27 protein-coding genes are annotated in these 23,824 nt (G+C 68.9%); 3 read left to right on the top strand and 24 right to left on the bottom strand.

Features of this window, described 5'->3' with window-relative positions:
• Nucleotides 1-68 precede the first annotated feature (68 nt).
• From SZ60_RS13560 to infC, 7 genes are all read right to left on the bottom strand, one after another.
• Complete coding sequence (locus SZ60_RS13560) at nt 69-737, bottom strand: amino acid ABC transporter permease (RefSeq protein ID WP_043596711.1); 669 nt, start codon at nt 735-737, stop codon at nt 69-71.
• A 75-nt stretch (nt 738-812) separates the two neighbouring features.
• Nucleotides 813-1,676 carry a glutamate ABC transporter substrate-binding protein gene (locus SZ60_RS13555; protein WP_043596710.1) on the bottom strand — a complete coding sequence of 288 codons (864 nt, stop codon included), beginning with the start codon at nt 1,674-1,676 and terminating at the stop codon, nt 813-815.
• Nucleotides 1,677-1,779: 103 nt separating this feature from the next.
• Nucleotides 1,780-2,517: an amino acid ABC transporter ATP-binding protein gene (locus tag SZ60_RS13550; RefSeq protein ID WP_043596708.1), complete on the bottom strand. Its 738-nt coding sequence runs from the start codon at nt 2,515-2,517 to the stop codon at nt 1,780-1,782.
• Between the two features lie 129 nt (nt 2,518-2,646).
• Complete coding sequence (locus tag SZ60_RS13545; protein WP_043596747.1) at nt 2,647-3,447, bottom strand: RNA methyltransferase; 801 nt, start codon at nt 3,445-3,447, stop codon at nt 2,647-2,649.
• A gap of 125 nt (nt 3,448-3,572) precedes the next feature.
• Nucleotides 3,573-3,959 (bottom strand): 50S ribosomal protein L20, encoded by a 387-nt coding sequence (gene rplT / locus SZ60_RS13540; protein ID WP_043596706.1) that lies wholly within the window; start codon nt 3,957-3,959, stop codon nt 3,573-3,575.
• 30 nt (nt 3,960-3,989) lie between these two features.
• Complete coding sequence (gene rpmI / locus SZ60_RS13535; RefSeq protein ID WP_043596704.1) at nt 3,990-4,184, bottom strand: 50S ribosomal protein L35; 195 nt, start codon at nt 4,182-4,184, stop codon at nt 3,990-3,992.
• Nucleotides 4,185-4,187: 3 nt separating this feature from the next.
• Entirely contained in the window at nt 4,188-4,838 is a 651-nt protein-coding gene (gene infC / locus SZ60_RS13530) for a translation initiation factor IF-3 (RefSeq protein ID WP_082060163.1), read from the bottom strand.
• Between the two features lie 378 nt (nt 4,839-5,216).
• On the opposite strand from infC, the gene SZ60_RS13525 reads away from it, so the two are divergent.
• The gene (locus SZ60_RS13525; RefSeq protein WP_043596743.1) at nt 5,217-5,549 is read left to right on the top strand and encodes a DUF1844 domain-containing protein; all 333 of its coding nucleotides are present in this window, start codon (nt 5,217-5,219) and stop codon (nt 5,547-5,549) included.
• 135 nt (nt 5,550-5,684) lie between these two features.
• Here SZ60_RS13525 and SZ60_RS13520 read toward each other — a convergent pair whose 3' ends face one another.
• The 6 genes from SZ60_RS13520 to SZ60_RS13495 form a co-directional block, all read right to left on the bottom strand.
• Nucleotides 5,685-6,488, bottom strand: coding sequence for an SseB family protein (locus SZ60_RS13520; protein ID WP_043596702.1), 804 nt, complete (start codon nt 6,486-6,488; stop codon nt 5,685-5,687).
• A complete protein-coding gene (priA, locus tag SZ60_RS13515) occupies nt 6,488-7,234 on the bottom strand; it encodes a bifunctional 1-(5-phosphoribosyl)-5-((5-phosphoribosylamino)methylideneamino)imidazole-4-carboxamide isomerase/phosphoribosylanthranilate isomerase PriA (protein WP_043596701.1) in 747 nt (248 codons plus the stop codon). The genes SZ60_RS13520 and priA overlap by 1 nt, the downstream gene beginning before the upstream one ends.
• A gap of 67 nt (nt 7,235-7,301) precedes the next feature.
• Nucleotides 7,302-7,940 (bottom strand): imidazole glycerol phosphate synthase subunit HisH, encoded by a 639-nt coding sequence (gene hisH, locus SZ60_RS13510; protein WP_043596699.1) that lies wholly within the window; start codon nt 7,938-7,940, stop codon nt 7,302-7,304.
• On the bottom strand, nt 7,937-8,554 hold the full coding sequence (gene hisB / locus SZ60_RS13505) for an imidazoleglycerol-phosphate dehydratase HisB (RefSeq protein ID WP_043596741.1): 618 nt from the start codon (nt 8,552-8,554) through the stop codon (nt 7,937-7,939). The genes hisH and hisB overlap by 4 nt, the downstream gene beginning before the upstream one ends.
• Nucleotides 8,555-8,559: 5 nt before the next feature.
• The gene (locus tag SZ60_RS13500; protein ID WP_043596698.1) at nt 8,560-9,645 is read right to left on the bottom strand and encodes a histidinol-phosphate transaminase; all 1,086 of its coding nucleotides are present in this window, start codon (nt 9,643-9,645) and stop codon (nt 8,560-8,562) included.
• A gap of 101 nt (nt 9,646-9,746) precedes the next feature.
• Nucleotides 9,747-10,115 carry a LysM peptidoglycan-binding domain-containing protein gene (locus tag SZ60_RS13495; protein WP_043596696.1) on the bottom strand — a complete coding sequence of 123 codons (369 nt, stop codon included), beginning with the start codon at nt 10,113-10,115 and terminating at the stop codon, nt 9,747-9,749.
• A 272-nt stretch (nt 10,116-10,387) separates the two neighbouring features.
• Here SZ60_RS13495 and lexA point away from each other — a divergent pair, with 272 nt between their 5' ends.
• Nucleotides 10,388-11,101: a transcriptional repressor LexA gene (lexA, locus tag SZ60_RS13490; RefSeq protein WP_043596694.1), complete on the top strand. Its 714-nt coding sequence runs from the start codon at nt 10,388-10,390 to the stop codon at nt 11,099-11,101.
• 96 nt (nt 11,102-11,197) lie between these two features.
• Here lexA and hflX read toward each other — a convergent pair whose 3' ends face one another.
• The gene (gene hflX / locus SZ60_RS13485; RefSeq protein ID WP_043596692.1) at nt 11,198-12,745 is read right to left on the bottom strand and encodes a GTPase HflX; all 1,548 of its coding nucleotides are present in this window, start codon (nt 12,743-12,745) and stop codon (nt 11,198-11,200) included.
• Nucleotides 12,746-12,821: 76 nt separating this feature from the next.
• Between hflX and SZ60_RS13480 the strand changes: the two genes are divergently transcribed.
• Nucleotides 12,822-13,442: a class I SAM-dependent methyltransferase gene (locus tag SZ60_RS13480; RefSeq protein ID WP_043596691.1), complete on the top strand. Its 621-nt coding sequence runs from the start codon at nt 12,822-12,824 to the stop codon at nt 13,440-13,442.
• Nucleotides 13,443-13,484: 42 nt separating this feature from the next.
• Here the strand turns inward: SZ60_RS13480 and dapF are convergent, their stop codons facing one another.
• From dapF to SZ60_RS13430, 10 genes are all read right to left on the bottom strand, one after another.
• On the bottom strand, nt 13,485-14,363 hold the full coding sequence (dapF, locus tag SZ60_RS13475; protein WP_043596689.1) for a diaminopimelate epimerase: 879 nt from the start codon (nt 14,361-14,363) through the stop codon (nt 13,485-13,487).
• Nucleotides 14,360-15,271, bottom strand: a complete 912-nt coding sequence (gene miaA, locus SZ60_RS13470) for a tRNA (adenosine(37)-N6)-dimethylallyltransferase MiaA (protein WP_043596687.1) — start codon at nt 15,269-15,271, stop codon at nt 14,360-14,362. The genes dapF and miaA overlap by 4 nt, the downstream gene beginning before the upstream one ends.
• A 1-nt stretch (nt 15,272) precedes the next feature.
• Entirely contained in the window at nt 15,273-16,850 is a 1,578-nt protein-coding gene (gene miaB, locus SZ60_RS13465) for a tRNA (N6-isopentenyl adenosine(37)-C2)-methylthiotransferase MiaB (RefSeq protein WP_043596685.1), read from the bottom strand.
• A gap of 37 nt (nt 16,851-16,887) precedes the next feature.
• A complete protein-coding gene (locus SZ60_RS17550) occupies nt 16,888-17,310 on the bottom strand; it encodes a regulatory protein RecX (RefSeq protein ID WP_171007291.1) in 423 nt (140 codons plus the stop codon).
• 386 nt (nt 17,311-17,696) lie between these two features.
• Nucleotides 17,697-18,758: a recombinase RecA gene (recA, locus tag SZ60_RS13455; protein WP_043596683.1), complete on the bottom strand. Its 1,062-nt coding sequence runs from the start codon at nt 18,756-18,758 to the stop codon at nt 17,697-17,699.
• A 294-nt stretch (nt 18,759-19,052) separates the two neighbouring features.
• On the bottom strand, nt 19,053-19,277 hold the full coding sequence (locus tag SZ60_RS13450) for a DUF3046 domain-containing protein (protein WP_043596682.1): 225 nt from the start codon (nt 19,275-19,277) through the stop codon (nt 19,053-19,055).
• 70 nt (nt 19,278-19,347) lie between these two features.
• Nucleotides 19,348-19,656: a helix-turn-helix domain-containing protein gene (locus SZ60_RS13445; protein WP_043596680.1), complete on the bottom strand. Its 309-nt coding sequence runs from the start codon at nt 19,654-19,656 to the stop codon at nt 19,348-19,350.
• A gap of 149 nt (nt 19,657-19,805) precedes the next feature.
• A complete protein-coding gene (locus SZ60_RS13440) occupies nt 19,806-20,297 on the bottom strand; it encodes a CinA family protein (protein WP_043596679.1) in 492 nt (163 codons plus the stop codon).
• Nucleotides 20,294-20,944, bottom strand: coding sequence for a CDP-diacylglycerol--glycerol-3-phosphate 3-phosphatidyltransferase (pgsA, locus tag SZ60_RS13435; RefSeq protein WP_052505405.1), 651 nt, complete (start codon nt 20,942-20,944; stop codon nt 20,294-20,296). Before pgsA ends, SZ60_RS13440 begins: the two co-directional genes overlap by 4 nt.
• Nucleotides 20,945-20,947: 3 nt before the next feature.
• Nucleotides 20,948-23,788 (bottom strand): DNA translocase FtsK, encoded by a 2,841-nt coding sequence (locus SZ60_RS13430; RefSeq protein WP_043596677.1) that lies wholly within the window; start codon nt 23,786-23,788, stop codon nt 20,948-20,950.
• Nucleotides 23,789-23,824 lie beyond the last annotated feature (36 nt).

The raw sequence follows: 23,824 nt of genomic DNA, 5'->3' as shown, positions 1-23,824 counted from the left end.
GACCACCGAGATGATCCGCGAGGTGCGGCGGGCCCTCGGCCCCGGGGCGTCGTAGAGGACGGAGGTGCTCATCGGAGGACTGCGACCTTCTTCTCGACCACGGCGGCGAGACGGCCGAGCGTGATGGTGACGAGCAGGTAGAAGAACGCCACGGCGAGCAGCGTCGTGATGACGGCGTCACCACGATCGTTCGCGATGTAGCGTCCCGCGGCGAAGAGCTCGGCCACGAAGAAACCACCGGCCACCGAGGTGTTCTTGGTGAGGGCGATGAAGACGTTGATCAGCGGGGGCACGACCATGCGCATGGCCTGCGGGAGGATCACGTGGCCGAGCGTCTGGCCGAAACCGAGCCCGATGCTGCGCGCCGCCTCGGCCTGCCCGACGGGGACCCCGTTGATGCCCGACCGGATGGCCTCGGCGACGAACGGCGAGGTGTACGCCGTCAAGCCGATGACGGCCAACGGGAAGTACGTGCCGAAGTCGACTCCGAGGTACGGCAGGACGAAGGCGCAGAAGAAGAGCACGAGCGTGAGCGGGATGTTGCGCAGAGCCTCGGTGTAGACCGTCGCGAACGTGCGGAAGGACGCCACGGGCGAGATGCGCAGTGCCGCGACGAAGAAACCGATCACGAGGGCCCCGAGGCCCGACAGAACGAGCAGCTGGAGCGTCGTGACGAAGCCGTCCCAGAAACGGGGCCAGTTGTCGGTCACGGCGTCGAAGCCGGGGATGACGTCCAAGGGGTTCAACAGGGTCCTTCGGTCGGGGCAGGACGCGGGCACCCGGGGCTGGTCGCCCCGGGTGCCCGAGCGGTGTCAGTAGCGGTCGATCGTGGGGGGCGTTGGGGTGTCGAGCACCTTGCCCGCGGTCTTCTCCCACAGCTCGTCCCAGGTGCCGTCGTCCTCGGCTTCCTGGAGCGTGTCGTTCACGAACATGCGGAAGTCGGTGTCGTCGAGTGCCAGACCGATGCCGTAGGGCTCTTCGGTGAAGGTCTCCCCCACGACCTCGAACTCGCCCTCGTTCTGGTCGGCGAGGCCGGCCAGGATGACGTTGTCGGTCGTCACGGCCGACACCGCACCGGTGCGGAGGGGCTCGAGGCAGTTCGAGTACGTGTCGGTCGCGAGGATGTCGGTGGTGTACTCGGCCACGTTCTTCTCGCTGGTCGAGCCGCTGACGGTGCAGACCTTCTTGCCGGCCAGGTCGTCGGCGGACTCGATCCCCTCGGGGTTGCCGTCGAGCACGAGCAGGTCTTGACCGGCCGTGTAGTACGGGCCAGCGAACGAGACGACCTTCTTGCGATCGTCGTTGATCGTGTAGGTCGCGATGACGAGGTCGACCTGGCCGTTCTGGATGAACGGCTCGCGGTTGGCCGAGACGGTCTCGACCCACGTGATCTTGTCGGCTTCGATGCCGAGCTTCGCGGCGACGAGCTTGCCGATCTCGGCGTCGAAGCCCTCGGGCACGCCGTCGGGGTTGGCCAGGCCGAACAGCGGCTGGTCGAACTTGGTGCCGATGGTGATCTCACCGGCGTCGGCGAGGCGGGCCATGGTGCTGCCTTCGGCGAAGTCGGCCGGCGTCTCGACGTCGACGGCCGGGGCCGACGAGTCGGTGCATGCCGTGAGGCCGAGGACCACGGCGGCTGCTGCGGCTACGGCGACGAATCCCTTGCTGAGTCGCATTCTGATCTCCTTGCTGGGTGACCCGGACGCCGGGCGGCGATCGGGTGTCGTGGGCCGGCTGTTCGGGTGCCGGGGAACGGGTCGCGGACTCGGCCGCGCCCGCTCAGTGCGTGAGGATCTTCGCGAGGAAGTCCTGGGCGCGGGTCGACTGGGGGTCGGTGAAGAACTTCTCGGGCGTCGCCTCCTCGACGATCTGACCGTCGGCCATGAAGACGACGCGATCGGCGGCCTTGCGCGCGAACCCCATCTCGTGGGTGACGACGATCATCGTCATGCCGTCCTTCGCGAGCTGCACCATGACGTCGAGCACCTCGGTGATCATCTCGGGGTCGAGTGCGCTGGTGGGCTCGTCCAGGAGCATCACCTTGGGGTCCATCGCCAGTGCCCGGGCGATCGCGACACGCTGCTGCTGCCCGCCCGAGAGCTGGGACGGCATCTTGTCGGCCTGGTTCGCGACGCCGACCCGCTCGAGCAACTGCATCGCCCGCTCGCGCGCCTCGGCCTTGGTGCGCTTCCGCACCTTGAGCTGGCCCAGCATGACGTTCTCGAGGATGGTCTTGTGGGAGAAGAGGTTGAAGCTCTGGAACACCATCCCGACGTCGGCGCGCAGGCGGGCGAGAGCCGCGCCTTCTTCGGGCAGACGCGTGCCGTCGATCGTGATGACGCCGTCGTCGATGGTCTCGAGGCGGTTGATCGCCCGGCAGAGGGTCGACTTGCCCGAACCGCTCGGGCCGATCACGACGACCACCTCGCCCTTGCCCACCGTCGTGGTGATGTCCTTCAGGACGTGGAGGTCACCGAAGTGCTTGTTGACGTGGTCGACCACGACGAGGGGTTCCATGCGCCCACACAAACAGACCCCCAGGTCGGGGTCAAATTCACAGTGGATTTTTAATGAAAACGAAACGACGCGTCCCACCGCGACGAGAGCGCACGGCCCGACCCGCGCCTCTTGCCGGACGAGGAGGCGCTAGCTGCGGTGGGCGAAGGCGCTCTCGTAGAGGCACACCGAGGCCGCCGTCGCGAGGTTCATCGATTCGGCGTGACCGTAGATGGGCACGACCAGGGCGCGGTCGGCACGCGCGAGGTCCGCGTCGGTGAGACCTCGGGCCTCGTTGCCGAAGAGCCAGGCGGTCGGCTCGGCGAGCACGCCCTCGGTGCGGGCGGCGAGCAGGTCGTCTCCCTTGACGTCGGCGGCGAGCACCTGGAGGCCGGCTTCACGACACCGGTCGACGATCGCGGGCAACTCGACGCCCACGGCGACCGGCACGTGGAACAGCGAACCCGTCGTGGACCGGACGACCTTGGGGTTGTAGAGGTCGACGCTGCGACCGGTCATGATGACGGCGTCGGCGCCCGCGGCGTCCGCTGCCCGGATGATGGTGCCCGCGTTGCCGGGGTCGCGGACTTCTTCGAGGATCACGACGAGCTTCGGCTCGGCCGCGAAGACGTCCTTCACCGACGTGGGGAACTGCCGACAGACGGCGACGATGCCCTGCGGCGTGACCGTGTCGGCCATGGCCTCGAGCACCGGCTCGGTGACGAACTGGACGTCGATGCCCTCCGCGTCGGCGGCGACCGCCACCTCGGGGTAACGCTCGAGAGCGGTCGGGGTGCCGAAGAGTTCGACGATCAGCTCGGGCCGGAAGGCCAGGGCCTCACCGACCGACTGCGGCCCTTCGAGCAGGAACGTGCGGGTCTCGGTGCGAGCGTCGCGCTTCGAGAGCTTGGCCACCGCCCGGACTCGGGGTGAACGGGGATTGTCGAGCAGGGAGTCGTGGGGCACCCGTCCATGATGCCGCACGAGGACCATCGCCTGCCGCGGACGCACGAGACCCGACGGCGACACCGGGATGGGTGTCGGGCCGTCGGGCCTCGAGGGTGGTGCGGGTGCGACTACGCGGCGACCTTGGGGGCCGAGGTGTCGGCGGGCAGCGCGGCCTTGGCGGTGGCGACGAGCGACGCGAACGTGGCGGGCTCGTTGACGGCCAGCTCGGCCAGGATGCGACGGTCGACCTCGACGCCGGCCAGGGACAGACCCTGGATGAGGCGGTTGTAGGTCAGGCCGTTCGCACGCGACGCGGCGTTGATGCGCTGGATCCACAGACGACGGAACTCGCCCTTGCGCGCACGACGGTCACGGTACGAGTAGACGAGCGAGTGCGTGACCTGCTCTTTGGCCTTGCGGTACAGGCGCGAACGCTGACCGCGGTAACCCTCGGCACGCTCGAGGATGACGCGACGCTTCTTGGCGGCGTTGACCGCTCTCTTGACTCTTGCCATTTTCTTGTTCCTCTACGTTCGTGTCAGCGGTCAGTGACCGAGAAGCTTCTTGGCGACCTTGGCGTCGGCGGGAGCGAGCACCTGGTCCTGGTTCAGGCGAGCCTTGCGCTTGGCGCTCTTCACCTCGAGGTTGTGGCGCATACCGGCCTGCTGCTTCATGATCTTGCCGGAACCGGTGACCTTGAAGCGCTTCTTGGCGCCGGAGTGGGTCTTCTGCTTGGGCATGTCTTACTTACTTTCTTCTGTCGGTCGCTCGGCCGGTGCATCGGCCGGGACCTCGTCGGACGTCGGGTGCTTCGGCGGCTTGTTGGCCGCCTTGCGAGCTTCTGCCTCGGCCTTGGCCTCGGACTTGTTCTTGTGCGGGCCGATGACCATCACCATGTTGCGGCCGTCGATGGTGGGTGTCGACTCGACGCTGCCCCACTCGGAGACGTCTTCGGCGAAGCGCTGGAGGAGGCGGACGCCCTGGTCGGGACGCGACTGCTCGCGACCACGGAACAGGATCATGGCCTTGACCTTGTCGCCGCCCTGGAGGAAGCCCTCGGCGCGCTTGCGCTTCGTCTCGTAGTCGTGCTTGTCGATCTTCAGGCGGAAACGGACCTCTTTGAGGATCGTGTTCGCCTGGTTGCGACGGGCTTCTTTCGCCTTCTGCGCAGCCTCGTACTTGAACTTTCCGTGATCCATGATCTTGGCCACGGGAGGCTTCGAGTTGGGGGCCACCTCGACCAGGTCGAGCTCGGCCTCTGCGGCGAGACGCAGGGCCATGGCGATGGGAACGACGCCGATCTGCTCACCTGCGGGCCCGACGAGGCGGACCTCGGGGACGCGGATACGGTCGTTCGTACGGGGATCGCTGATGCGGAACTCCTCTGTCGTCATTTCTGCATCTGGCGGGGCCGGACGGCCTCACCAGAGAAAGAGGAGTTTCGTGCGCGCACCGTCTGACGACGCATCACACCGCACCCTGGCTGCTCGATCGCCGTCTGCCCGATGCCTCTGACGAGGAACCAGGTGGAACGGTGGTGCTGATCGAACGGGGTGCCAACAACCCGGTAACCTTGTCTAACGGTCAAGCGCGGGTGGGAGAATCTCCACTTTCGCACGGAGCAGACGCTCCGAGCCTGGACGAGTTTAGCAGAGGATCAGTTCGTGAGCCACTCCCCCGACGACGCACCCATTCCCGACGCCCGCTTCGGCGATCCGGCACCCGCCACGTCGCTCGACACCTCCCCCGCGACGGCGCGGTTCGAGGACGATCTGCACTTCGGCGACGACGCCGCCCGCGACATCGCCGACGTCAACGCGGTCGAGGTCATCAACACCGTGTGCGTCCACCTGATGAGCGCTGCCGCGGTGAAGGTCGGCCTGGCCGACGACCCGCAGCGACAGACCGACCTCGACGAGGCCCGCAAGCTCATCACCTCCCTCGCCGGACTCGTGACCGCCAGCGCACCCGAGATCGGCGACCAGCACGCCCGGGCGCTCCGCGACGGCCTGCGATCGCTGCAACTCGCCTTCCGTGAGGCGTCGGCCATCCCCGACGCGATCGGCCAGGGCCCCGGCGAGAAGTACACCGGCCCCGTCAACTGAGCCGAGCGTCGTCGCCTGAACCGCGCGTCCCCAGGCCCGCGCCTCCCCTGATCGGTGCGTCGCCAGATCCACGCGTCCCGTGACCCGCGCGCCCAGGGGCCATCCGGCTCCCGCGCCCCGACGGACGGCTCTTCCTCAGCCCGGGACGACCTTCACCGACATGCTGTCGACCCGGTCGGCGATCACCGGATCGGCGGCCCAGGCCGCCTGCAGTCGCTGCAGCAGCGCTTGCAGGGCGTCGCGGTCCAGACCGCGCGCCACGCCCAGCTGGACGACGATCTCGGGCGCACCGAGTCGGGCGTCTCGATAACCGGGCGCGACGACCAGGCTGACCAGCGCCTCCTCGTCGCGTGACGCGTCGAGGAACGCGCGCAGGACGTCCTCGTCATGATGGCTCGGCACCCACGGCAGGTCTTGCGCGACCGCCCAGACGGCCGGACGGCGCAGACCGAACTCGGTGATCGATCCGGGGTCGATCACGATGCGGTCGGTCGACTCCGAGGCGGCCGCGAGGGCCACGCGCCGAGCCTCCACCGGCACCGGCCGGGCAGCAGGACGCCACCGCGTCAAGGTCTCGACCGAGGTGAAGGCCGGCAACACGTCCCGGCCGTCCGGACCGGAGACCGTGACGATGGAGAGCTCCTGCGTCTTGTCGATGCGGCGACCGTGGTCGTCGTGACCTTCGTCTCCCGCCACGGCGACCAGCGGCACGAGCAGGCGCGCCGGGCGGAGGGCGTCGACGACCTCGCTCTCTCCGAGCCGCCCCTCGCGGAACCCGAGGAGGGCGTCGAGCAGGTGCGGGTCCGCGGACCCGTCGTCGCCGGCGTGCGCCGTGTCGTGATGGTCGAAGGTGCGACCGGCCCACGGCCGCCCGGCGCTGTCACGGCCGTGGCCGGGATCGTCGTGTGCGTGCCCCGGTCCGCCCGGCGCGGTGGTCATCAGTTCGACGCGACGTCGAGGGCTGCGCCGAGGGTGAAGGCTCCCGAGTAGAGCGCCTTGCCGACGATGGCGCCCTCGAGTCCCTGCGGCACGAGCTCACGCAGAGCCACGAGGTCGTCGAGGCTCGAGATCCCCCCCGAGGCGATCACCGGACGATCGGTGTGCTCCATCACCTGACGCAGCAGGTCGACGTTGGGACCCTGGAGCGTGCCGTCCTTCGTCACGTCGGTCACGACGTAGCGCGCACAGCCGGCCTCTTCGAGCCGGGCGAGGACGGTCCAGAGATCGCCGCCCTCTTCGGTCCAGCCCCGCGCCGCCAGCGTGGTGCCGCGGACGTCGAGCCCCACGGCCACCGCCTCTCCGTACTCGGCGATGACGTGGGCGGCCCATTCGGGGTTCTCGAGGGCCGCGGTGCCGAGGTTGATGCGCTTCACGCCGGTGCTCAACGCGTCCTCGAGGGACTTGTCGTCGCGGATGCCCCCGCTGAGCTCGACGTTGACGCCCTTGACCTGCTTGATGACCCTCTTGATCACGGCGCGGTTGTCACCGCGCCCGAAGGCGGCGTCGAGGTCGACCAGATGCAGCCATTCGGCGCCCTGGCTCGCCCAGTCGTCGGCTGCCGAGACCGGGTCGCCGTAGTTCGTCTCGCTGCCGGCCTCACCCTGGGTCAGGCGCACGGCCTGACCACCCGCCACGTCGACGGCGGGGAACAGGGTCAGGGCGGGGGTGGTGCAGAACTCGCTCATGTCGTCTCTCTCACGGCGCCGGGGCACCGCAGGGTCAGGAGGCGCGATCGGGTCGGTCGCGTCGGGGTCAGAGGGTGCCGAGCCAGTTCGAGAGCAACCGGATGCCCGGCTGCCCCGACTTCTCGGGGTGGAACTGCGTCGCCCAGAGCGGGCCGTTCTCGACGGCGGCGACGAAACGGCCACCGTGGTCGGCCCAGGTCACGTGCGGCTCGGTGAAGGGACGGATCACGTCGAGCGACCACTCCTGCGCGGCGAACGAGTGGACGAAGTAGAACCGCTCGTCGGCCACGCCGTCGAACAGCACACTGCCCTCGGGCACGTCGACGGTGTTCCAGCCCATGTGGGGCAGGACGTCGGCCTTGAGTTCGTCGACCACGCCGGGCCACGCCCCGAGGCCACCGGTGCTGTTGCCGCGTTCGACGCCGCCCTCGAAGAAGACCTGCATGCCGACGCAGATGCCCATGACCGGACGCCCGCCGGCCAACCGTCGGTCGATCAGCTCACCACCGCGAACGGACTCGAGCTGGCTCATGACGGCCGCGAAGGCGCCGACACCGGGGACGAAGAGGCCGTCGGCCGCCTGCACCCGGGCACGATCGGACGTGAGCTCGACGTCGGCACCCGCGAGCTCGAGGGCCTTGACGGCCGAGTGGACGTTGCCGCTGCCGTAGTCGAGGACGACGACGGAGGGACGGGCGCCGGTCACAGGGCGCCCTTCGTCGACGGGATGCCACTGACGCGCGGGTCGGGCTGGACGGCCTGACGGAGCGCCCGGGCGAACGCCTTGAACTCGGCCTCGGCGATGTGGTGCGGATCACGCCCGCCCAGCACACGGACGTGCACGGTGATGCCGGCGTGGAAGGTGATCGCCTCGAAGACGTGCCGGACCATCGAGCCGGTGAAGTGCCCGCCGATGAGGTGGTACTCGAAGCCCTCTGGCTCACCCGTGTGCACGAGGTACGGACGCCCCGACACGTCGACGACCGCCTGCACGAGGGCCTCGTCGAGCGGGACGAGCGCGTCACCGTAGCGCGAGATGCCCGATTTGTCGCCGAGCGCCTGCTTCAAGGCGGTGCCGAACGTGATGCCGATGTCTTCGACGGTGTGGTGGACGTCGATGTGCGTGTCGCCCTTGGCGGCGACCTCGAGGTCGATCAGGGAGTGCTTCGACAACGCCGTCAGGAGGTGGTCGAAGAACGGCACCGACGAGTCGACCGTCGATCGGCCCGAACCGTCGAGGTCGAGGGCGAGCGTGATGCTGGACTCGCTCGTCTCGCGCGAGAGGGAGGCGGTACGGGAGGCACGGGTCGTCTCGGTCACGTCGGTCACGAAGAGAGCCTAATGTCGCGGAGCACCTCGAGGAACGCGGTGGTCTCGGCCTCGGTGCCCGCGCTGACCCTCAGGTGGTTCGGGATGCCGAGGTTGCGGACGATGACGCCCCGTTCGAGCAGACGCTCGAAGACGTCGGTCGGATCGTCGACCCCACCGAAGAGGACGAAGTTCGACCAGGTGGGCCACGGCTCGTACCCGAGCTCGGTCAACTCGTGCACGATGCGGTCACGCTGGGCCTTGATGTCGTCGACCATGGCGAGCATCTCGCTCGCGTGCGAGAGCGCGGCGACGGCCGCCGCCTGCGTCAGGGACGAGAGGTGGTACGGGAGGCGCACGAGACGCAACGCGTCGGCCACGGCCGGGTGCGCGGCCAGGTAGCCGACCCGGGCACCGGCGAACGCGAACGCCTTGCTCATCGTGCGGGACACGACCAGCCGTTCGCGGCCCGCCAGGAGGGTCAGTGCCGTCGGCTGATCGGCCGGCATGAACTCGGCGTAGGCCTCGTCGACGAAGACGATGCCGTCCGTCGCGTCGTAGGCAGCCTCGATCGTGGCGAGGTCGAGAGGGGTGCCCGTGGGGTTGTTCGGTCCGCAGAAGAAGACGATGTCGGGACGGGTGCGCTCGATCTCGGAGACCGCGGTCTCGGGCGAGATGCGGAACCCCTCGTCACGACGCCCCTCGACCCATCGGCTGCCGGTGCCCGTGGCGATGATCGAGTGCATCGAATAGGTGGGAGGGAACCCCAGGACCGAGCGGCCCGGGCCACCGAAGGCCTGGAGGAGCTGCTGGATGACCTCGTTGGAGCCGTTCGCCGCCCAGATGTTGTCGCGGGTCAGATCGTGCCCGAGGTAAGCAGCCAGCGAGTCGCGAAGTGTCGTGAACTCGCGATCGGGGTACCTGTTGACGTCGAGGACCGCCCGGGCCACCGACTCGACGATGTCACGTGCGACGTCTTCGGGAATGGGATGCGTGTTCTCGTTGACGTTGAGAGCGACCGGGACCTTCTTCTGGGGAGCGCCGTACGGCGTCAATCTCCGGAGATCGTCACGGATGGGCAGGTCGTCGAGACTGAAGGACACCCCACCATCGTACGGGCGGGCCGACGATGTGTCGGGGCTGTCGCCATCGAGGAGACACGATGCCTGAGGGCCGGACCGCTCACCTCGTCGACGACGACGCCTCAGCGAGCGTACTGAGCGGGGACCGCGAGGCTCTGACCGGCGGAGACCTCGGCGCTCGGGAGATTGTTGAGCGAGACGAGGTCGGCGATGACGTCGCGAGGATCGGCGTCGGGGTCGATCTCTGACGCGACCTGCCAGAGCGTCTCGCCACCGTCGACGGTCACGTGCTGGAACTCGGTGGCACCAGTCGTGTCGGACGCGACCGCGCCGCCGCCGTTGAGGACGAGCGCGCCTGCCACGACGACGAGCGGGACCGCCACGAGCGCGGCGACGACCGCGCGGCCCCGCCGGGTGATGCGCAGACGCGTGCGCACGACTCGGGTCGAGTCGACGGGGGACGCAACTGCTGATGCTGAGGTGACGCTCATGAGGTGGTCCTTTCACCGTGGAAGACAGGGGACGAGTTCGTGCCCGGCACTCGGCCGGGAATGCCGGACACGAAGACGTGTTCCGAACATACATTCGATTGCCGGTGCTTTCAACCCCTGTGATGGGTAATTCAGGTCTAAATCGGTGTCGATCTGCGAGCGAGAACGCGACACACTCGAACATGTGTTTTGTCGACACCGCCTGATCGGATACGGTTTCGATCGGTGGTAGGAGTCAAACAGGGACCACCGACATCGACGGCAGGAGACCCATGAGCGACCCGAAGCGCACCCCGCAGGCGGCCCCCGACGCCCCCCGTCAGCTCGATCCCGGCGTCCTCCCCCGCAAGGAGTTGACGGCGAAGCAAGCGTCGATCCTCGCCGCCATCACCGAGAGCATCGGCCACCGCGGGTATCCCCCCAGCATGCGCGAGATCGGCGACGCCGTCGGCCTCAAGTCCCTGTCGAGCGTCACGCACCAGTTGAACCAGCTCGAACTCGCCGGCAAGATCCGCCGTGACCCGAACCGTCCCCGAGCCCTGGAGGTCCTCGTGGACGCGACGGCCCCGGCGGTGGCTCCGGCCACGGTCTTCACCACGAGTGACGACGGCGACACGGCTCACGTCCCCATGGTGGGACGGATCGCCGCCGGCATCCCGATCACGGCCGAGCAGCAGATCGAGGACGTGATGCCCCTACCGCGTCAACTCGTCGGCAAGGGCGAACTGTTCATGTTGCGGGTGGTCGGCGACTCGATGATCGACGCGGCCATCTGCGACGGGGACTGGGTCGTCGTACGGCAGCAGCAGGACGCCGAGAACGGTGACATCGTCGCGGCCATGCTCGACGACGAAGCGACCGTCAAGGTCTTCCGCCAGCGAGACGGCCACACCTGGTTGCTTCCCCGCAACAGCGCGTTCGAGCCCATCGTCGGCGACCATGCACAGATCGTCGGCAAGGTCGTCGCCGTGTTGCGCTCCGTCTGATCCCCTGCCCGCGGTGGCGATCCGCCCCGAGGACGACGAAGCGCCGACCACCACAGGTGGTCGGCGCTTCGTCGTTCGACGGTGCGGGGCCCGGCGTCAGCGCCCCACGCCCACGGGAGCCATGTACGGCGTCAGCCCGGCGACGTCGCTCGGGTACACACGGGCGTGGACCCGTGTGCCTTCTTCTTCGTAGTCGGTGCTGACGATGCGGCCTGAGTCGTGGAGGTGGGAGACGACGTCGCCCCGGTCGTACGGCACCAACAGGTCGAGCTCGATCTCGGGTTCGGGCAGGACGGCTGCGATGCGAGCCAGCAGCTCGTCGATTCCCTCGCCCGTCCGTGCCGAGACGAAGACCGCCGTCGGCTCGAGCCCGAGCAGGACGAGACGCTGGTCGTCGTCGACGAGGTCACTCTTGTTGTAGACGACGATCTCGGCGATGTCACGACCGTCGACTTCGGCGATGACGTCGCGGACGGTGGCGAGCTGTGCGGCAGGGTCGGGGTGCGACCCGTCGACGACGTGCACGATCACGTCGGACGCCTCGACCTCTTCGAGCGTCGACCGGAAGGCCTCGACCAGCTGGTGCGGCAGGTTGCGCACGAATCCGACGGTGTCCGCGTACGTGAAGGGACGGCCGTCCGCCGTCACGCTCTTGCGGACCGTCGCGTCGAGGGTCGCGAACAGCGCGTTCTCGACCAGGACGCCCGCACTCGTCAACCGGTTCAGGAGACTGGACTTCCCGGCGTTCGTGTACCCGGCGATGGCGACGGTGGGCACCTCGTTGCGGTCACGGTTGGCCCGCTTGGCATCGCGGGCGGGCTTCATCTCTTTGATCTGCTTGCGGAGCCGGGCCATGCGGGTGTGGATGCGGCGCCGGTCGAGCTCGATCTTGGTCTCACCGGGCCCGCGGCTGCCCATACCGGCACCCGCGCCTCCGACTTGCCCACCGGCCTGGCGCGACATCGACTCGCCCCAACCGCGGAGGCGCGGCAGGAGGTACTCGAGCTGGGCCAGTTCGACCTGCGCCTTTCCCTCGCGGCTCTTGGCGTGCTGGCTGAAGATGTCGAGGATCACGGCGGTGCGGTCGATCACCTTCACCTTGACCACGTCCTCGAGGGCGCGACGCTGGCTGGGGGCCAGTTCGGTGTCGGCGATGACGGTGTCGGCACCGAGGGCTGCGACCGTTCCCCGCAGCTCTTCGGCTTTGCCCTTGCCCAGGTACGTGCTCGGGTCGGGGTTCGGTCGTCGCTGCAGCAGCCCGTCGAGGACGACGGCGCCCGCCGTCTCGGCCAAGGCGGCGAGCTCACGCAGGGAGTTCTCGGCGTCGGACATCGAACCCTGCGAGTACACGCCGATGAGGACGACGTTCTCGAGGCGCAGTTGGCGGTACTCGACCTCGGTGACGTCCTGCAGTTCGGTCGAGAGGCCTGCGACGCGGCGGAGGGCCTGGCGATCGTCGCGCTCCGACTGGTCACCGTCGGAGCCGCTCCCGTCGTGAAGCGAGCGCGTCTGGATGGCCTGGGCGGGCGAGAAGACGGTGTAACCGGAGGCCCTCTGGGCCGCACGATCGAGGACGCGCGCGACGACGTCGTCGGGCTGGTCGTTCCGCTCGGAGTCGAGCGGTGTCGTGGTGTGGTCTGTCATCGGGGTGATACTAACCCTTTCGGTGTGCGGAGAGCAGGGAACGATGCCCCTGCGGATGTTCGGTAGGTTGGCGAGCATGGCCAGCGAGCACTACTTCTCACCCCAGCCCGGCAGCGCGGCCAAGCCCAGGACGATCGACGTCGTCCTCGCGGGGCGTGAGTTGACGCTCACCACGGCCGCGGGCGTCTTCAGCCCGGGCCGCGTGGACCCCGGCACCTCGGTGTTGCTGGCGGGCACGCCGACGCCGCCGAGGGCGGGCCATCTGCTGGACGTCGGGTGCGGCTGGGGCCCCATCACACTGAGCCTCGCGTTGTCGTCACCCGACGCGACGGTCTGGGCCGTCGACGTGAACGAGAGAGTGCTCGACCTCGTGCGCGAGAACGCGCGGTCGGTCGGCCTCGAGAACGTCAACGCCGTGACCCCCGACGGTGTTCCCGACGGCCTGCGCTTCGCGACGATCTGGTCGAACCCGCCGATCCGGGTCGGCAAGGCCGAACTGCACTCCCTGCTCGAACGGTGGCTCCCCCGCCTCGACGTGGGGTCGGACGCGTGGCTGGTCGTGCAGAAGAACTTGGGGGCCGACTCCCTCCAGCGCTGGATGAACGAGACCATGGCCGACGTCGTGGACGTGACCCGCGCCTCCACCAGCAAGGGATACCGGATCTTGCGCGCCGAGCGTCTCACCGACGCCGGCTGATCGGACTCTTCGCCGAGACCCGGACGCCGCGCCCGCCGAGGCTCAGAGCTCGAGCGCGCCGGTGAAGACCAGTTCGGCCGGCCCGCTGAGCGAGACGTGCTCGCCATCGGCGTGATGGCTGACCGACACGCCGACGACGCCGCCGGGAACCTCGACCAACCAGGCCTCGGGTGCCGAGGCTCCTGCCCAGTACCGCGTCGCCAGCGCGGCCGCTGCCGCTCCGGTGCCGCACGAGAGGGTCTCGCCACTGCCGCGTTCGTGGACGCGCATGCGGATGCGACCGAGCCCGTCGACCACGAGCGGATCGGCCGGGACCACGAATTCGACGTTCGCCCCGTCGGCCGGGGCCGGGTCGACGATCGGCACGTAGGTCAGGTCGAGACCGTCCAGTTCGTCGTCACCGGCGAGTGCGACCACCACATGGGGGTTGCCCACCGAGATCGGCAGCCCGGGGCGTGCGGCGTGCAACTCTCGCGCTCGGACGACCGGATCGTCGTCGCCGAGTCTCCACGGCCCCAGGTCGACGCGGAAACCCGTGCCGTCGCGACGCACCTCGCGCGCGCCGGCCCGCGTGCCGACGACGAGCACGTCGTCCTCGCCCAGCTGGACCAGCCCTCGCTCGAGGAGGTAGCGCGCGAAGACACGGATGCCGTTGCCGCACATCTCGGCAGGGCTGCCGTCGGCGTTGTGGTAGTCCATGAACCACTCGGCGCGCGGCTCGGTCTCGAGCAGGCCCGCCTCGGTGGACAACGCCGCCGTGCGGACCGCACGGATGACCCCGTCACCACCCACCCCGAACCTCCGGTCCGCCAGGGCCCGGATCATGGCGGGGTTCAGGTCGGTGCCCGCATCGGGATCGGTGAACAGGACGAAATCGTTGCCCGTGCCCTGCCCCTTGGTGAACTGCAGCGTGGTGGTCACCCCAGAATCCTAGCCACGGCCCGGTCGATCGCCTGGGCGTCGCCCGAGCGGGACCACTCGACGTCGTCGTACCGGCGGAACCAGCTCGCCTGGCGGCGGGCGTAGCGACGGGTGAGGGCCGCCGTGGCATCGATGGCGTCGCCCTCGCTGAGTTCGCCCCGGAGCTGCGCGACGGCCTGCGCGTAGCCGATCGCCCGACTCGCCGTGACCCCTCGCTCGAGCCCGAGAGGCAGCAGACGCCGTACCTCGTCGACGAGACCGTCTCGCCACATCTCGTGGACGCGTCGGTCGAGACGTTCGACGAGCACGGGTCGCTCCTCGGCCACACCGAAAACGCTCGACGGCCGCCACGGCGACGATTTCTCGGGCAGCGTTCCCGAGAGGGGGCGTCCGGTGAGGTCCCCGACCTCGAGCGCCCGGACGAGACGCCGGGCGTTGGAAGGCCCGATCGACGTCGCGGACGCCGGATCACGCTCTCGCAGCAACTCGTACAGTGCCCCTGCCCCTCGCTCGTCCGCGATCGCCTCGTAACCACTCCGGATCGCGGGGTCGGTGCCGGGGAACCGGAAGTCGAACAACACGCTCGAGACGTAGAGCCCGGACCCACCGACGAGGACCGGCACCGCCCCGCGCGCCACGATGCCGTCGATGAGACCCCTGGCTTCGCGCTGATACCACTCGACGCTCGCCTCGTCGGTGACGTCGAGGACGTCGAGGAGATGATGCGCTATGCCTCGCCGCTCGGTGAACGGCAGCTTGGCCGTACCGACGTCCATTCCTCGGTAGAGCTGCATGGCGTCCGCGTTGACGATCTCGACCGTCTCGCCCCGGGCCGACAGTGCCTCGGCGAGGTCCAGCGAGAAGGCGGACTTCCCTGTGCCGGTCGCCCCGACGATCGCGACCAGCACGTCAGCGGAGGTCGTCGGTCGTGCTGTAGATCGGTGTCGTCGCCACCCGCAGCGTGGGCAGACCGAGGCTCACCCTCGCCGGCCGGGTCGAGGAGGCGCGGGTCGCGTCGCCCCCGGACGGCACCCCGCACGAAGCGGCCTGCGCGGCGTCCCAGGCGTCGCCCGCGCGCGTGCGACGGACCTCGTAGAGGGACTTCGGCCCTTCAATCGCATCGGCGAGCAGGTAGAACGGTGCGGCGTCGGTGATCCTCACGCTGACGACGTCGCCGGGTCGCGGGACGGCACCACCCGTCGGTACCTCGAAGTGGACGAGACGGCTGTCTTCGGCACGACCCGAAAGACGGTGCGTGGAGACATCCTTCCGCCCCTCGCCGGTGGCCACGAGGACCTCGACGGGACGGCCGACCCGGAGACGGTTCTCTTCGGCCGAGATGCGGTCCTGCACCGCCGTCAAGCGCTCGAACCGTTCTTGGACGACGGCCTTCGGGATCTGCTCGGCCATGTCGCCCGCGGGCGTCCCGGGGCGCACCGAGTACTGGAACGTGAAGGCCGATGCGAACCGGGACCGCTCGACGACCCGGAGGGTCTCGGCGAAATCGTCCTCGGTCTCGCCGGGGAATCCGACGATGATGTCGGTGCTGATGGCGGCGTCGGGCATGGCCGCGCGCACACGGTCGATGATGCCGAGGAACTTCTCGCTGCGGTAGCTGCGCCGCATGGCCCGCAGCACTCGGTCGGACCCCGACTGCAGGGGCATGTGCAACTGCGGCATCACGGCGGGCGTCTCGGCCATGGCGGCGATGACGTCGTCGGTGAAGGACGCCGGGTGCGGACTGGTGAAGCGCACCCGCTCGAGCCCGGGGATCGCCCCGACGGCCCGCAGCAACTTGCCGAAGGCGAACCGATCGCCGAACTCGACACCGTACGAGTTCACGTTCTGCCCGAGCAGCGTCACCTCGACGGCACCGTCGTCGACGAGCGCCTGGACCTCGGCGAGGATGTCGCCGGGTCGGCGGTCCTTCTCCTTGCCCCGAAGAGAGGGGACGATGCAGAAAGTACAGGTGTTGTTGCAGCCGACCGAGATCGAGACCCAACCGCTGTGTGTGGAGTCGCGCTTGGTCGGCAAGGTCGAAGGGAAGACGTCGAGCGCCTCGAGGATCTCCAGCTGAGCCTCGTCGTTGTGCCGCGCGCGTTCGAGCAGTGTCGGCAGGGCACCCATGTTGTGCGTACCGAAGACCACGTCGACCCACGGCGCCCTGTCGAGGATGACGTCTTTGTCTTTCTGAGCCAGGCACCCGCCGACGGCGATCTGCATGCCTTCGCGCTTCTTCTTCAGGCCGGCGAGGGTCCCCAGCGTGCCGTAGAGCTTCTTGTCGGCGTTCTCACGCACTGCGCAGGTGTTGATGACGACGATGTCGGCCTCCGCTCCGTCGGCGGCCACGTAGCCGGCCGCCTCGAGCGAACCACTCAACCGCTCGGAGTCGTGGACGTTCATCTGGCACCCGAAGGTACGGACCTCGTACGTGCGGGCCGGGCCGTCGACGGCCGAGGGGATGCGGGTGGTGGCGACCGTCGTCATGGTGACTCAGTGTAGATCGCCGCCACCCCCGAGCCGATCACTCGAAGCGGACGCCGCCGCGACCGCTGCCACCCCGGGGCAGGGCCTTCTCGATGGCACGGCGTACGACCTCGGAGCGGTAGCCGCGGCGCATCAGATACCCGTTCAGGCGACGCTCGGCCGTCTCGCGGTCGAGCCCGCGCAACGAACCGGCCCGTTTGCGAGCCCATTCGTCGGCACGTTCTTGCTCTTCGTCGTCGTCCGTGTCGGACAGGGCCTCGTCGATGATCGACGGGTCGATGCCGCGGGCGCGGAGTTCGGACGTGACAGCCCCGCGGCCCAGCCCCTTGCGCTCTTGCTTCGACCGGACCAGGGTCGCGGCGAGTTCGCTGTCGTCGAGGAGACCCACCCGCTCGAGACGAGCGATCTCGTCGGCGACGACCGATTCGTCGAGGTCGCGAGAGCGGAGCAGCTTCTCCATCTCGAACGAGGACACACCGCGGCGCGAGAGGGCATGCAGACTGACGTTCTCCGCCCGTCGCTGTTGCGCTTCTCGGTCCTCCGGCCCACCGTCGGACTCATCGTCGAACCCGGTCGCCTTGGGACGCCCGGCCGCGCCCGCCCGAGAACCTCGGGCAGACGGGTGGTCGGCCTCCGAAGCCAGCGGGGACGCGTCGCCCACCCAGTGGGCGCTGATGGCCGTCAGGACGGCTTCGGTACCGTGAGACGGGCCATCCGGGGCCGCAGTATCCACCCTCGCGTCGGACGACGGCGATCCGGTCGAAGCACCGAAGAGGGGCGTGACCGGCGCGAGCCGCCTGCTGTCGTCAGTCGGACCCGCCCCTGCGGCGTCGTCGTCGCGCGACGTCATGCGCCCTTTCGAGCGGCGATCTTCGCCTCGATCGATTCGACGGGTGCCTCGACGGGCTTGGCACCGCCGACTCCGAGCTTGGCGAGGATCTTCTGCTCGATCTCTTGAGCGATGGCTGCGTTCTTGATGAGGAAGTTCCGCGAGTTCTCTTTGCCCTGACCGAGCTGGTCGCCGTCGTACGTGTACCAGGCACCCGACTTGCGGACGATACCGTGCTCGACACCGAAGTCGATGAGGCTGCCCTCACGCGAGATGCCCACACCGTAGAGGATGTCGAACTCGGCCTGCTTGAAGGGCGGCGCCATCTTGTTCTTGACGACCTTGACGCGAGTGCGGTTGCCGACCGCGTCGGTACCGTCTTTCAGGGTCTCGATGCGGCGGATGTCGAGACGCACGGACGCGTAGAACTTGAGCGCCTTTCCGCCGGCCGTCGTCTCAGGGCTACCGAAGAAGACACCGATCTTCTCGCGCAGCTGGTTGATGAAGATCATCGTGGTGCCGGTCTGGCTGAGCCCACCGGTCAACTTGCGCAACGCCTGAGACATGAGGCGAGCCTGCAGACCGACGTGTGAATCGCCCATCTCGCCCTCGATCTCGGCACGCGGTACGAGGGCTGCGACCGAGTCGATGACGACGAGGTCGATCGACCCCGAACGGACCAGCATGTCGGCGATCTCGAGCGCCTGCTCGCCGGTGTCGGGCTGCGACACCAGCAGGGCGTCGATGTCGACGCCGAGTTTCTTGGCGTACTCGGGGTCGAGGGCGTGCTCGGCGTCGATGAAGGCGGCGATGCCGCCGTTGCGCTGCGCGTTGGCGATGGCATGCAGGGTCAGGGTCGTCTTACCCGACGACTCGGGACCGTAGATCTCGACGATGCGGCCACGGGGGATGCCACCGATGCCGAGAGCGACGTCGAGAGCGATCGAGCCGGTCGGGATCACCGCCACGGGAGCACGCTCGTCGCTGCCGAGGCGCATGACGGCGCCCTTGCCGAACTGTCGGTCGATCTGGGCGAGAGCCGTCTCGAGGGCCTTTTCGCGGTTTTCGGCTGAGGGCATGTCTTTCTCCTTCGTGGTGGTCGTCCGTGCGCCTGTAGGCTGTCGCGTCGACGTCGACCGGTGGTGCAGGGTCGTCGTCGCTACGACAAGGCTGGTGTCGCCGGCAGGTGCCGGTGACGCGGGACGTCGATGCGAGAAACGCTACGGGCCACCCCCGACATCGCGGTGGCGGTGACTGCCCGACGTGCAGAACTCGATCGTCGACGTCCTTGTGGAGGACGCTACCACCCGTCCGAACACGTGTTCGACCCATCGCCTCCGGCGTGTCGAACACACGCCCGAGCGAGCAGCGGCTCAGCTCGTCGGCTCGGGCAGCCCGACACCGTACCGACGGGACTCCGGGACGCCCTCGGCCTCGCAGAGTGCGAGCCACACGTCGCGGGGCGATTCCCCCTGCGCGATCGCCTGGTCGGCGGTCCTGTCACCGAGCGACTGGATGACGAGGTCCCGGGTGACCACCCGACCGTAGGCTTCTCCGAACTCGTCCTCGACGGCCCGGGCGAACTCGCTCTTGCGCATCAGACGAGGGTACCCCGGACGACGAACGCCCCCGGCGCGAGCCGGGGGCGTTCGTGGCGATGACGGAAGGTCAGCGGACCGCGAGGTCGGAGTCGAACTCGGCGACGAGGTCGTCCGGAAGGGTGTCGGGGATCGGGTTGAGCCCCTCGATGACGGCCATGCGGTCACCGACCTCGCGCATGATGACCGAGATGGGCGTCTCGAGGGCGTCCGCGACGGAAGCGAGGATCTCTGAACTCGCTTCTTTCTGGCCCCGCTCGACCTCGCTCAGGTAGCCGAGGGCGACGCTGGCCTTGCTCGCGACCTGACGGAGCGTGCGACCCTTCTGCAGACGGAAGTCGCGAAGGACGTCGCCGATTTCTTGACGTACCAGGACCATGGGACCCTCCTTCGGGGACGACCCATCTGACGGGATGGTTGCAGATGGGGGACGGCGGATGGTGCTCGGACCGACTGACCACGACTGTAGCCATCGGGGACTGTGCACCTGTTGTGAACTCGAGAGATGTAACGAGACCGAAACGCCGGCTATTCCCTCGTCTCGACCAGCCATCGATCGAGTGCTGTGAGGGATTCGGAGACCGTGGCGTTTCGGATGGCCTGCCGGTCGCCCGCGAGCGTGAGCTCGGCGACGCGGACGTCACCGGGTACCGCCAGACCGACGAAGACCGTTCCCGGTGCGTGTCCGCCCTGGGGGGCGGGGCCGGCGACGCCGGTGGTCGCGAGCCCGATGTCGGCCGGGTGGCCGCCCGTCGTCAGCCGGTCCCGTACCCCGACGGCCATGGACGCGGCCACGTCGGGATGCACCGGCCCGTGTCGTGCGAGCAGTCCTGCATCGACGCCGAGCAGCGTGTGCTTGAGCTCCGTCTGGTAAGCGACCACCCCTCCCAGGACGACGGCCGAGGCCCCGGGCACGGACACGAGCTCGGCGACCAGGGCGCCGCCGGTCAGGGACTCGGCGACGGCGACCGTGAGACCCCTGCTCGTCAACTCGGCCACGAGGTCGGCAGCCGTGGTCACGCGGCGGCCCGCCCGTGCCTCATCGCGACGCGCATGTAGTCCGCCCCGGAGACGAGGGTGGCGACCGTTGCCGCGGTCATCAGCACGCCGTTGACCCAGTGCATGCCTTCGCCGACGACGTTCCAGAGGGGGAAGAGTGCCAGGGTGACCGCGACCGCTTGCAGCACCGTCTTGACCTTGCCGCCGCGGGACGCCGGGATCACACGATCACGCAGCACGGCGAAACGGTAGACGGTGATGCCGACCTCGCGGACGAGGATGAGAGCGGTGACCCACCACGGCAGCTCGCCCAGGATCGTGAGCGAGACGAGCGCTCCGCCGATCAACACCTTGTCGGCTATCGGATCGACGATCTTGCCGAAGTCGGTCACGAGGTCGAGGCCACGGGCCAGCATGCCGTCGAGGCTGTCGGTCAGGATCGCCACGACGAACAACACAGCAGCCCAGACACGGAGCGAACCATCCGCCCCGTCGTCGATCAGCAACCAGGCGATGAACAACGGGGCCATGAGGATGCGGACGACCGTGATGACGTTCGCGATGTTGGCGGTGCTGGCCGGCCCGGGCCCTTTCGAGGCCACCCGTCCGCGGAACGAGAAGGCCGAACGCGGGGCGGGCGGGCGGGCGGCGGCGTCGTCGTGGCTCACGGTCTACTCCCTGCCCGTCAGGTGCCAGGCGTCTTCGCTTCCGGCGTCGTCGTCTTCCGCGTACCCACGGGTCATGGCCTCGACCGGGTCGCCGTCGTAGTCTCCGGCGTCGCCCCGCGAGGCGGAGGCCGAACCCGAGGAGGTGCGACCGGCGCCGGTCTCGGGGGCCGCGTCACCGCCGCGCAGCTTCGCGAGCACGCCGGGGAGCTGCTCGGTCGTGACGAGCACGTCGCGAGCCTTCGACCCTTCGGACGGACCGACGATGTCGCGCGATTCCATGAGGTCCATGAGGCGGCCGGCCTTGGCGAACCCGACGCGCAGCTTGCGTTGGAGCATCGACGTCGAACCGAACTGTGTGCTGACCACGAGCTCGGCCGCCGCGAGGAGCAGCTCGAGATCGTCACCGATGTCACCGTCGATCTCGCGCTTCTCGACCACCGCGGCGACGTCGGGACGATAGTCGGGACGCGCCTGGCGGGTGACGTGGGCCACGACCTGGGCGATCTCGTTCTCTTGCACCCAGGCGCCCTGGACGCGCATGGCCTTTGAGGCACCCATGGGGAGGAACAGCCCGTCACCCTGACCGATGAGCTTGTCGGCCCCGGGCTGGTCGAGGATCACCCGCGAGTCGGTGACGCTCGAGACGGCGAACGCGAACCGGGAGGGGACGTTCGCCTTGATGAGTCCGGTCACGACGTCGACCGAGGGGCGTTGCGTGGCGAGGACCAGGTGAATTCCGGAGGCACGGGCGAGCTGGGTGATGCGGACGATGCTGTCCTCGACGTCGCGCGGAGCCACCATCATGAGGTCGGCCAGCTCGTCGACGACCACGAGGAGGTAGGGGTACGGCTTGAGCTTGCGCTGACTGCCGGCGGGGAGGACGATCTCGCCGCCGACGACGGCACGGTTGAAGTCGTCGATGTGTCGGAAGCCGAAGCTGGCGAGGTCGTCGTACCTCATGTCCATCTCTTTGACGACCCATTGCAAGGCCTCGGCGGCCTTCTTGGGGTTCGTGATGATGGGCGTGATCAGGTGCGGCACGCCGGCGTAGATCGAGAGCTCGACCCGCTTGGGGTCGATCAGCACCATGCGGACGTCGGTCGGCTTCGCGCGCATCAACAACGAGGTGATCATCGAGTTGATGAAGCTGGACTTGCCCGACCCGGTGGCGCCGGCCACGAGGAGGTGCGGCATCTTGGCCAGGTTGGCCACGACGTAGCCGCCCTCGACGTCCTTGCCGACGCCGATGGTCAGCGGGTGGACGCTCTTGCTCGCCGCTGAGGACCGCAGGACGTCGCCGAGGGCGACGATCTCTTTGTCGGTGTTGGGGATCTCGACGCCGATCGCGCTCTTGCCGGGGATCGGGGACAGGATGCGTACCTCGTTGGAGGCCACCGCGTAGGCGAGGTTCTTGGTCAGGGCGGTGACCCGCTCGACCTTGACGCCGGGGCCGAGTTCGATCTCGTAACGCGTGACGGTCGGACCGCGCTTGAGGCCGGTCACCTTGGCGTCGACGTTGAACTGGTCGAGCACTTGGCTGATGGCGGCCACGATCGCGTCGTTCGCCTCGCTGCGCGCCTTCGCGGGCTCGCCCACCGACAGACTCGAGGCGGCCGGGAGACGATACGGGGCGCTCTCGGCACCGTCGTCGACCTCGTCGAGAGAGGGAGGTGCAGCCTCGTCGGGGTCGACCGCCAGGAAGTCGGCCGCTGCGTCGCTCTCGCCGACGGGCTCGGACGGAACGACCGGGAGCACCGTGGTCGCCGCGGTGGGCTGAACGGACGGGACGTCGAACCCCTGGGCACGGACGGCGTCCTCTGCCCGATCGAGATCGCCGAGGAGGTCGGCGGAGAAGACGTCGGTCGGAGCCGTCGTCGGCGCGGCGGCCCCTGCCGCACCCGCCGCGGCAGCACTGCCCCCGTCGTCCACGCCCGGCTCGAAGACGGGCTTCTTCCGTCGACGGCGCCCGAGCGTGTCGGTGGAGGAGGACTCGTCCGGTTTCACCAGCGGGGTGTCGTACGCGGGGTCGTCCTCGCGCTGATCCTTGTTCCGCCGCCACCAGGGCAGCGACTCGGACTCGGCCAGGTCGACGAGGTCGGGATCACCGTCGGCCCCGGCCGCCGCCGAGGTCGTCTCACCGAAGAGGTAGGAGTAGAGCTCGCCGAGCCGACGGTGAATGCGGTTCGGCGGGGTCTTGGTGATGATCAGCAGCGAGAACGCCAGCAGGACGACCACCAGAGGGACCGCGACCCATTCGGTGGCGAGGGCCACGAGCCAGGAGGCGACGACCCAGCCCAGCACGCCACCACCCGTGGCGAGGGCGCGGAGCCCTGCTGCGGCTTCGGGCTGCCCGCCGAAGATGTGGCACAGCGCACTGATCGAGACGATCGAGAGGCCGAGTCCGATGCCGATGCGCGTGTTGTCGTGAACGGATGCCGGGTGACGGAAGAGCCAGCCCGCGAAGAGGACCATGATGACCGGCAGGGCGTAGGCGACGCGTCCCACGAGCCCGCCGAACGTGTAGGCGTCGAATCCGATCGCGACGGGGCTGGTCGGGTTCAGCCACTCGACGACCGCCCCGGCGATCGCGAGCAGGACGAGCAGGAACGGCACGCCGTCCCGTCGCTCGTCTTTCGCCAAGGACTCCTTGCCCAGGAGCCGGAACGCGCCGCCGGTCAGGTGCGCGAGCCCCATCCATGCCGCGACGAACGGCCCCGGACCCTCGCGGACCGGGTCGGGCTGGCGGGGTGCGGGCAGCTTCTTGGTCGCCTTCGTGGCGCCGGAGGTCTGCGACGCTCGCGACGACGAGCGCGCGCGCGCGGTCGACTTGGTGGGCGTGGCCATGGGCTCCAAGGTACCTCTCAGCACCGACAGCGGCCG

Source organism: Frigoribacterium sp. MEB024, from assembly GCF_000878135.1.
Classification (GTDB): domain Bacteria; phylum Actinomycetota; class Actinomycetes; order Actinomycetales; family Microbacteriaceae; genus Frigoribacterium.
Note: the sequence above shows the minus strand (reverse complement) of the source record. Positions and strands in the feature narration are given on the sequence as shown.

Bases quoted from the DNA above. Each gene is read 5' to 3' on its own strand.
- SZ60_RS13555 (WP_043596710.1), bottom strand. From the start codon at position 1,676: ATGCGACTCAGCAAGGGATTCGTCGCCGTAGCCGCAGCAGCCGCCGTG.
- SZ60_RS13550 (WP_043596708.1), bottom strand. From the start codon at position 2,517: ATGGAACCCCTCGTCGTGGTCGACCACGTCAACAAGCACTTCGGTGAC.
- rplT (WP_043596706.1), bottom strand. From the start codon at position 3,959: ATGGCAAGAGTCAAGAGAGCGGTCAACGCCGCCAAGAAGCGTCGCGTC.
- rpmI (WP_043596704.1), bottom strand. From the start codon at position 4,184: ATGCCCAAGCAGAAGACCCACTCCGGCGCCAAGAAGCGCTTCAAGGTC.
- infC (WP_082060163.1), bottom strand. From the start codon at position 4,838: ATGACGACAGAGGAGTTCCGCATCAGCGATCCCCGTACGAACGACCGT.
- SZ60_RS13520 (WP_043596702.1), bottom strand. From the start codon at position 6,488: ATGACCACCGCGCCGGGCGGACCGGGGCACGCACACGACGATCCCGGC.
- priA (WP_043596701.1), bottom strand. From the start codon at position 7,234: ATGAGCGAGTTCTGCACCACCCCCGCCCTGACCCTGTTCCCCGCCGTC.
- SZ60_RS13495 (WP_043596696.1), bottom strand. From the start codon at position 10,115: ATGAGCGTCACCTCAGCATCAGCAGTTGCGTCCCCCGTCGACTCGACC.
- lexA (WP_043596694.1), top strand. From the start codon at position 10,388: ATGAGCGACCCGAAGCGCACCCCGCAGGCGGCCCCCGACGCCCCCCGT.
- hflX (WP_043596692.1), bottom strand. From the start codon at position 12,745: ATGACAGACCACACCACGACACCGCTCGACTCCGAGCGGAACGACCAG.
- SZ60_RS13480 (WP_043596691.1), top strand. From the start codon at position 12,822: ATGGCCAGCGAGCACTACTTCTCACCCCAGCCCGGCAGCGCGGCCAAG.
- miaB (WP_043596685.1), bottom strand. From the start codon at position 16,850: ATGACGACGGTCGCCACCACCCGCATCCCCTCGGCCGTCGACGGCCCG.
- SZ60_RS17550 (WP_171007291.1), bottom strand. From the start codon at position 17,310: ATGGAGAAGCTGCTCCGCTCTCGCGACCTCGACGAATCGGTCGTCGCC.
- recA (WP_043596683.1), bottom strand. From the start codon at position 18,758: ATGCCCTCAGCCGAAAACCGCGAAAAGGCCCTCGAGACGGCTCTCGCC.
- SZ60_RS13450 (WP_043596682.1), bottom strand. From the start codon at position 19,277: ATGCGCAAGAGCGAGTTCGCCCGGGCCGTCGAGGACGAGTTCGGAGAA.
- SZ60_RS13445 (WP_043596680.1), bottom strand. From the start codon at position 19,656: ATGGTCCTGGTACGTCAAGAAATCGGCGACGTCCTTCGCGACTTCCGT.
- SZ60_RS13430 (WP_043596677.1), bottom strand. From the start codon at position 23,788: ATGGCCACGCCCACCAAGTCGACCGCGCGCGCGCGCTCGTCGTCGCGA.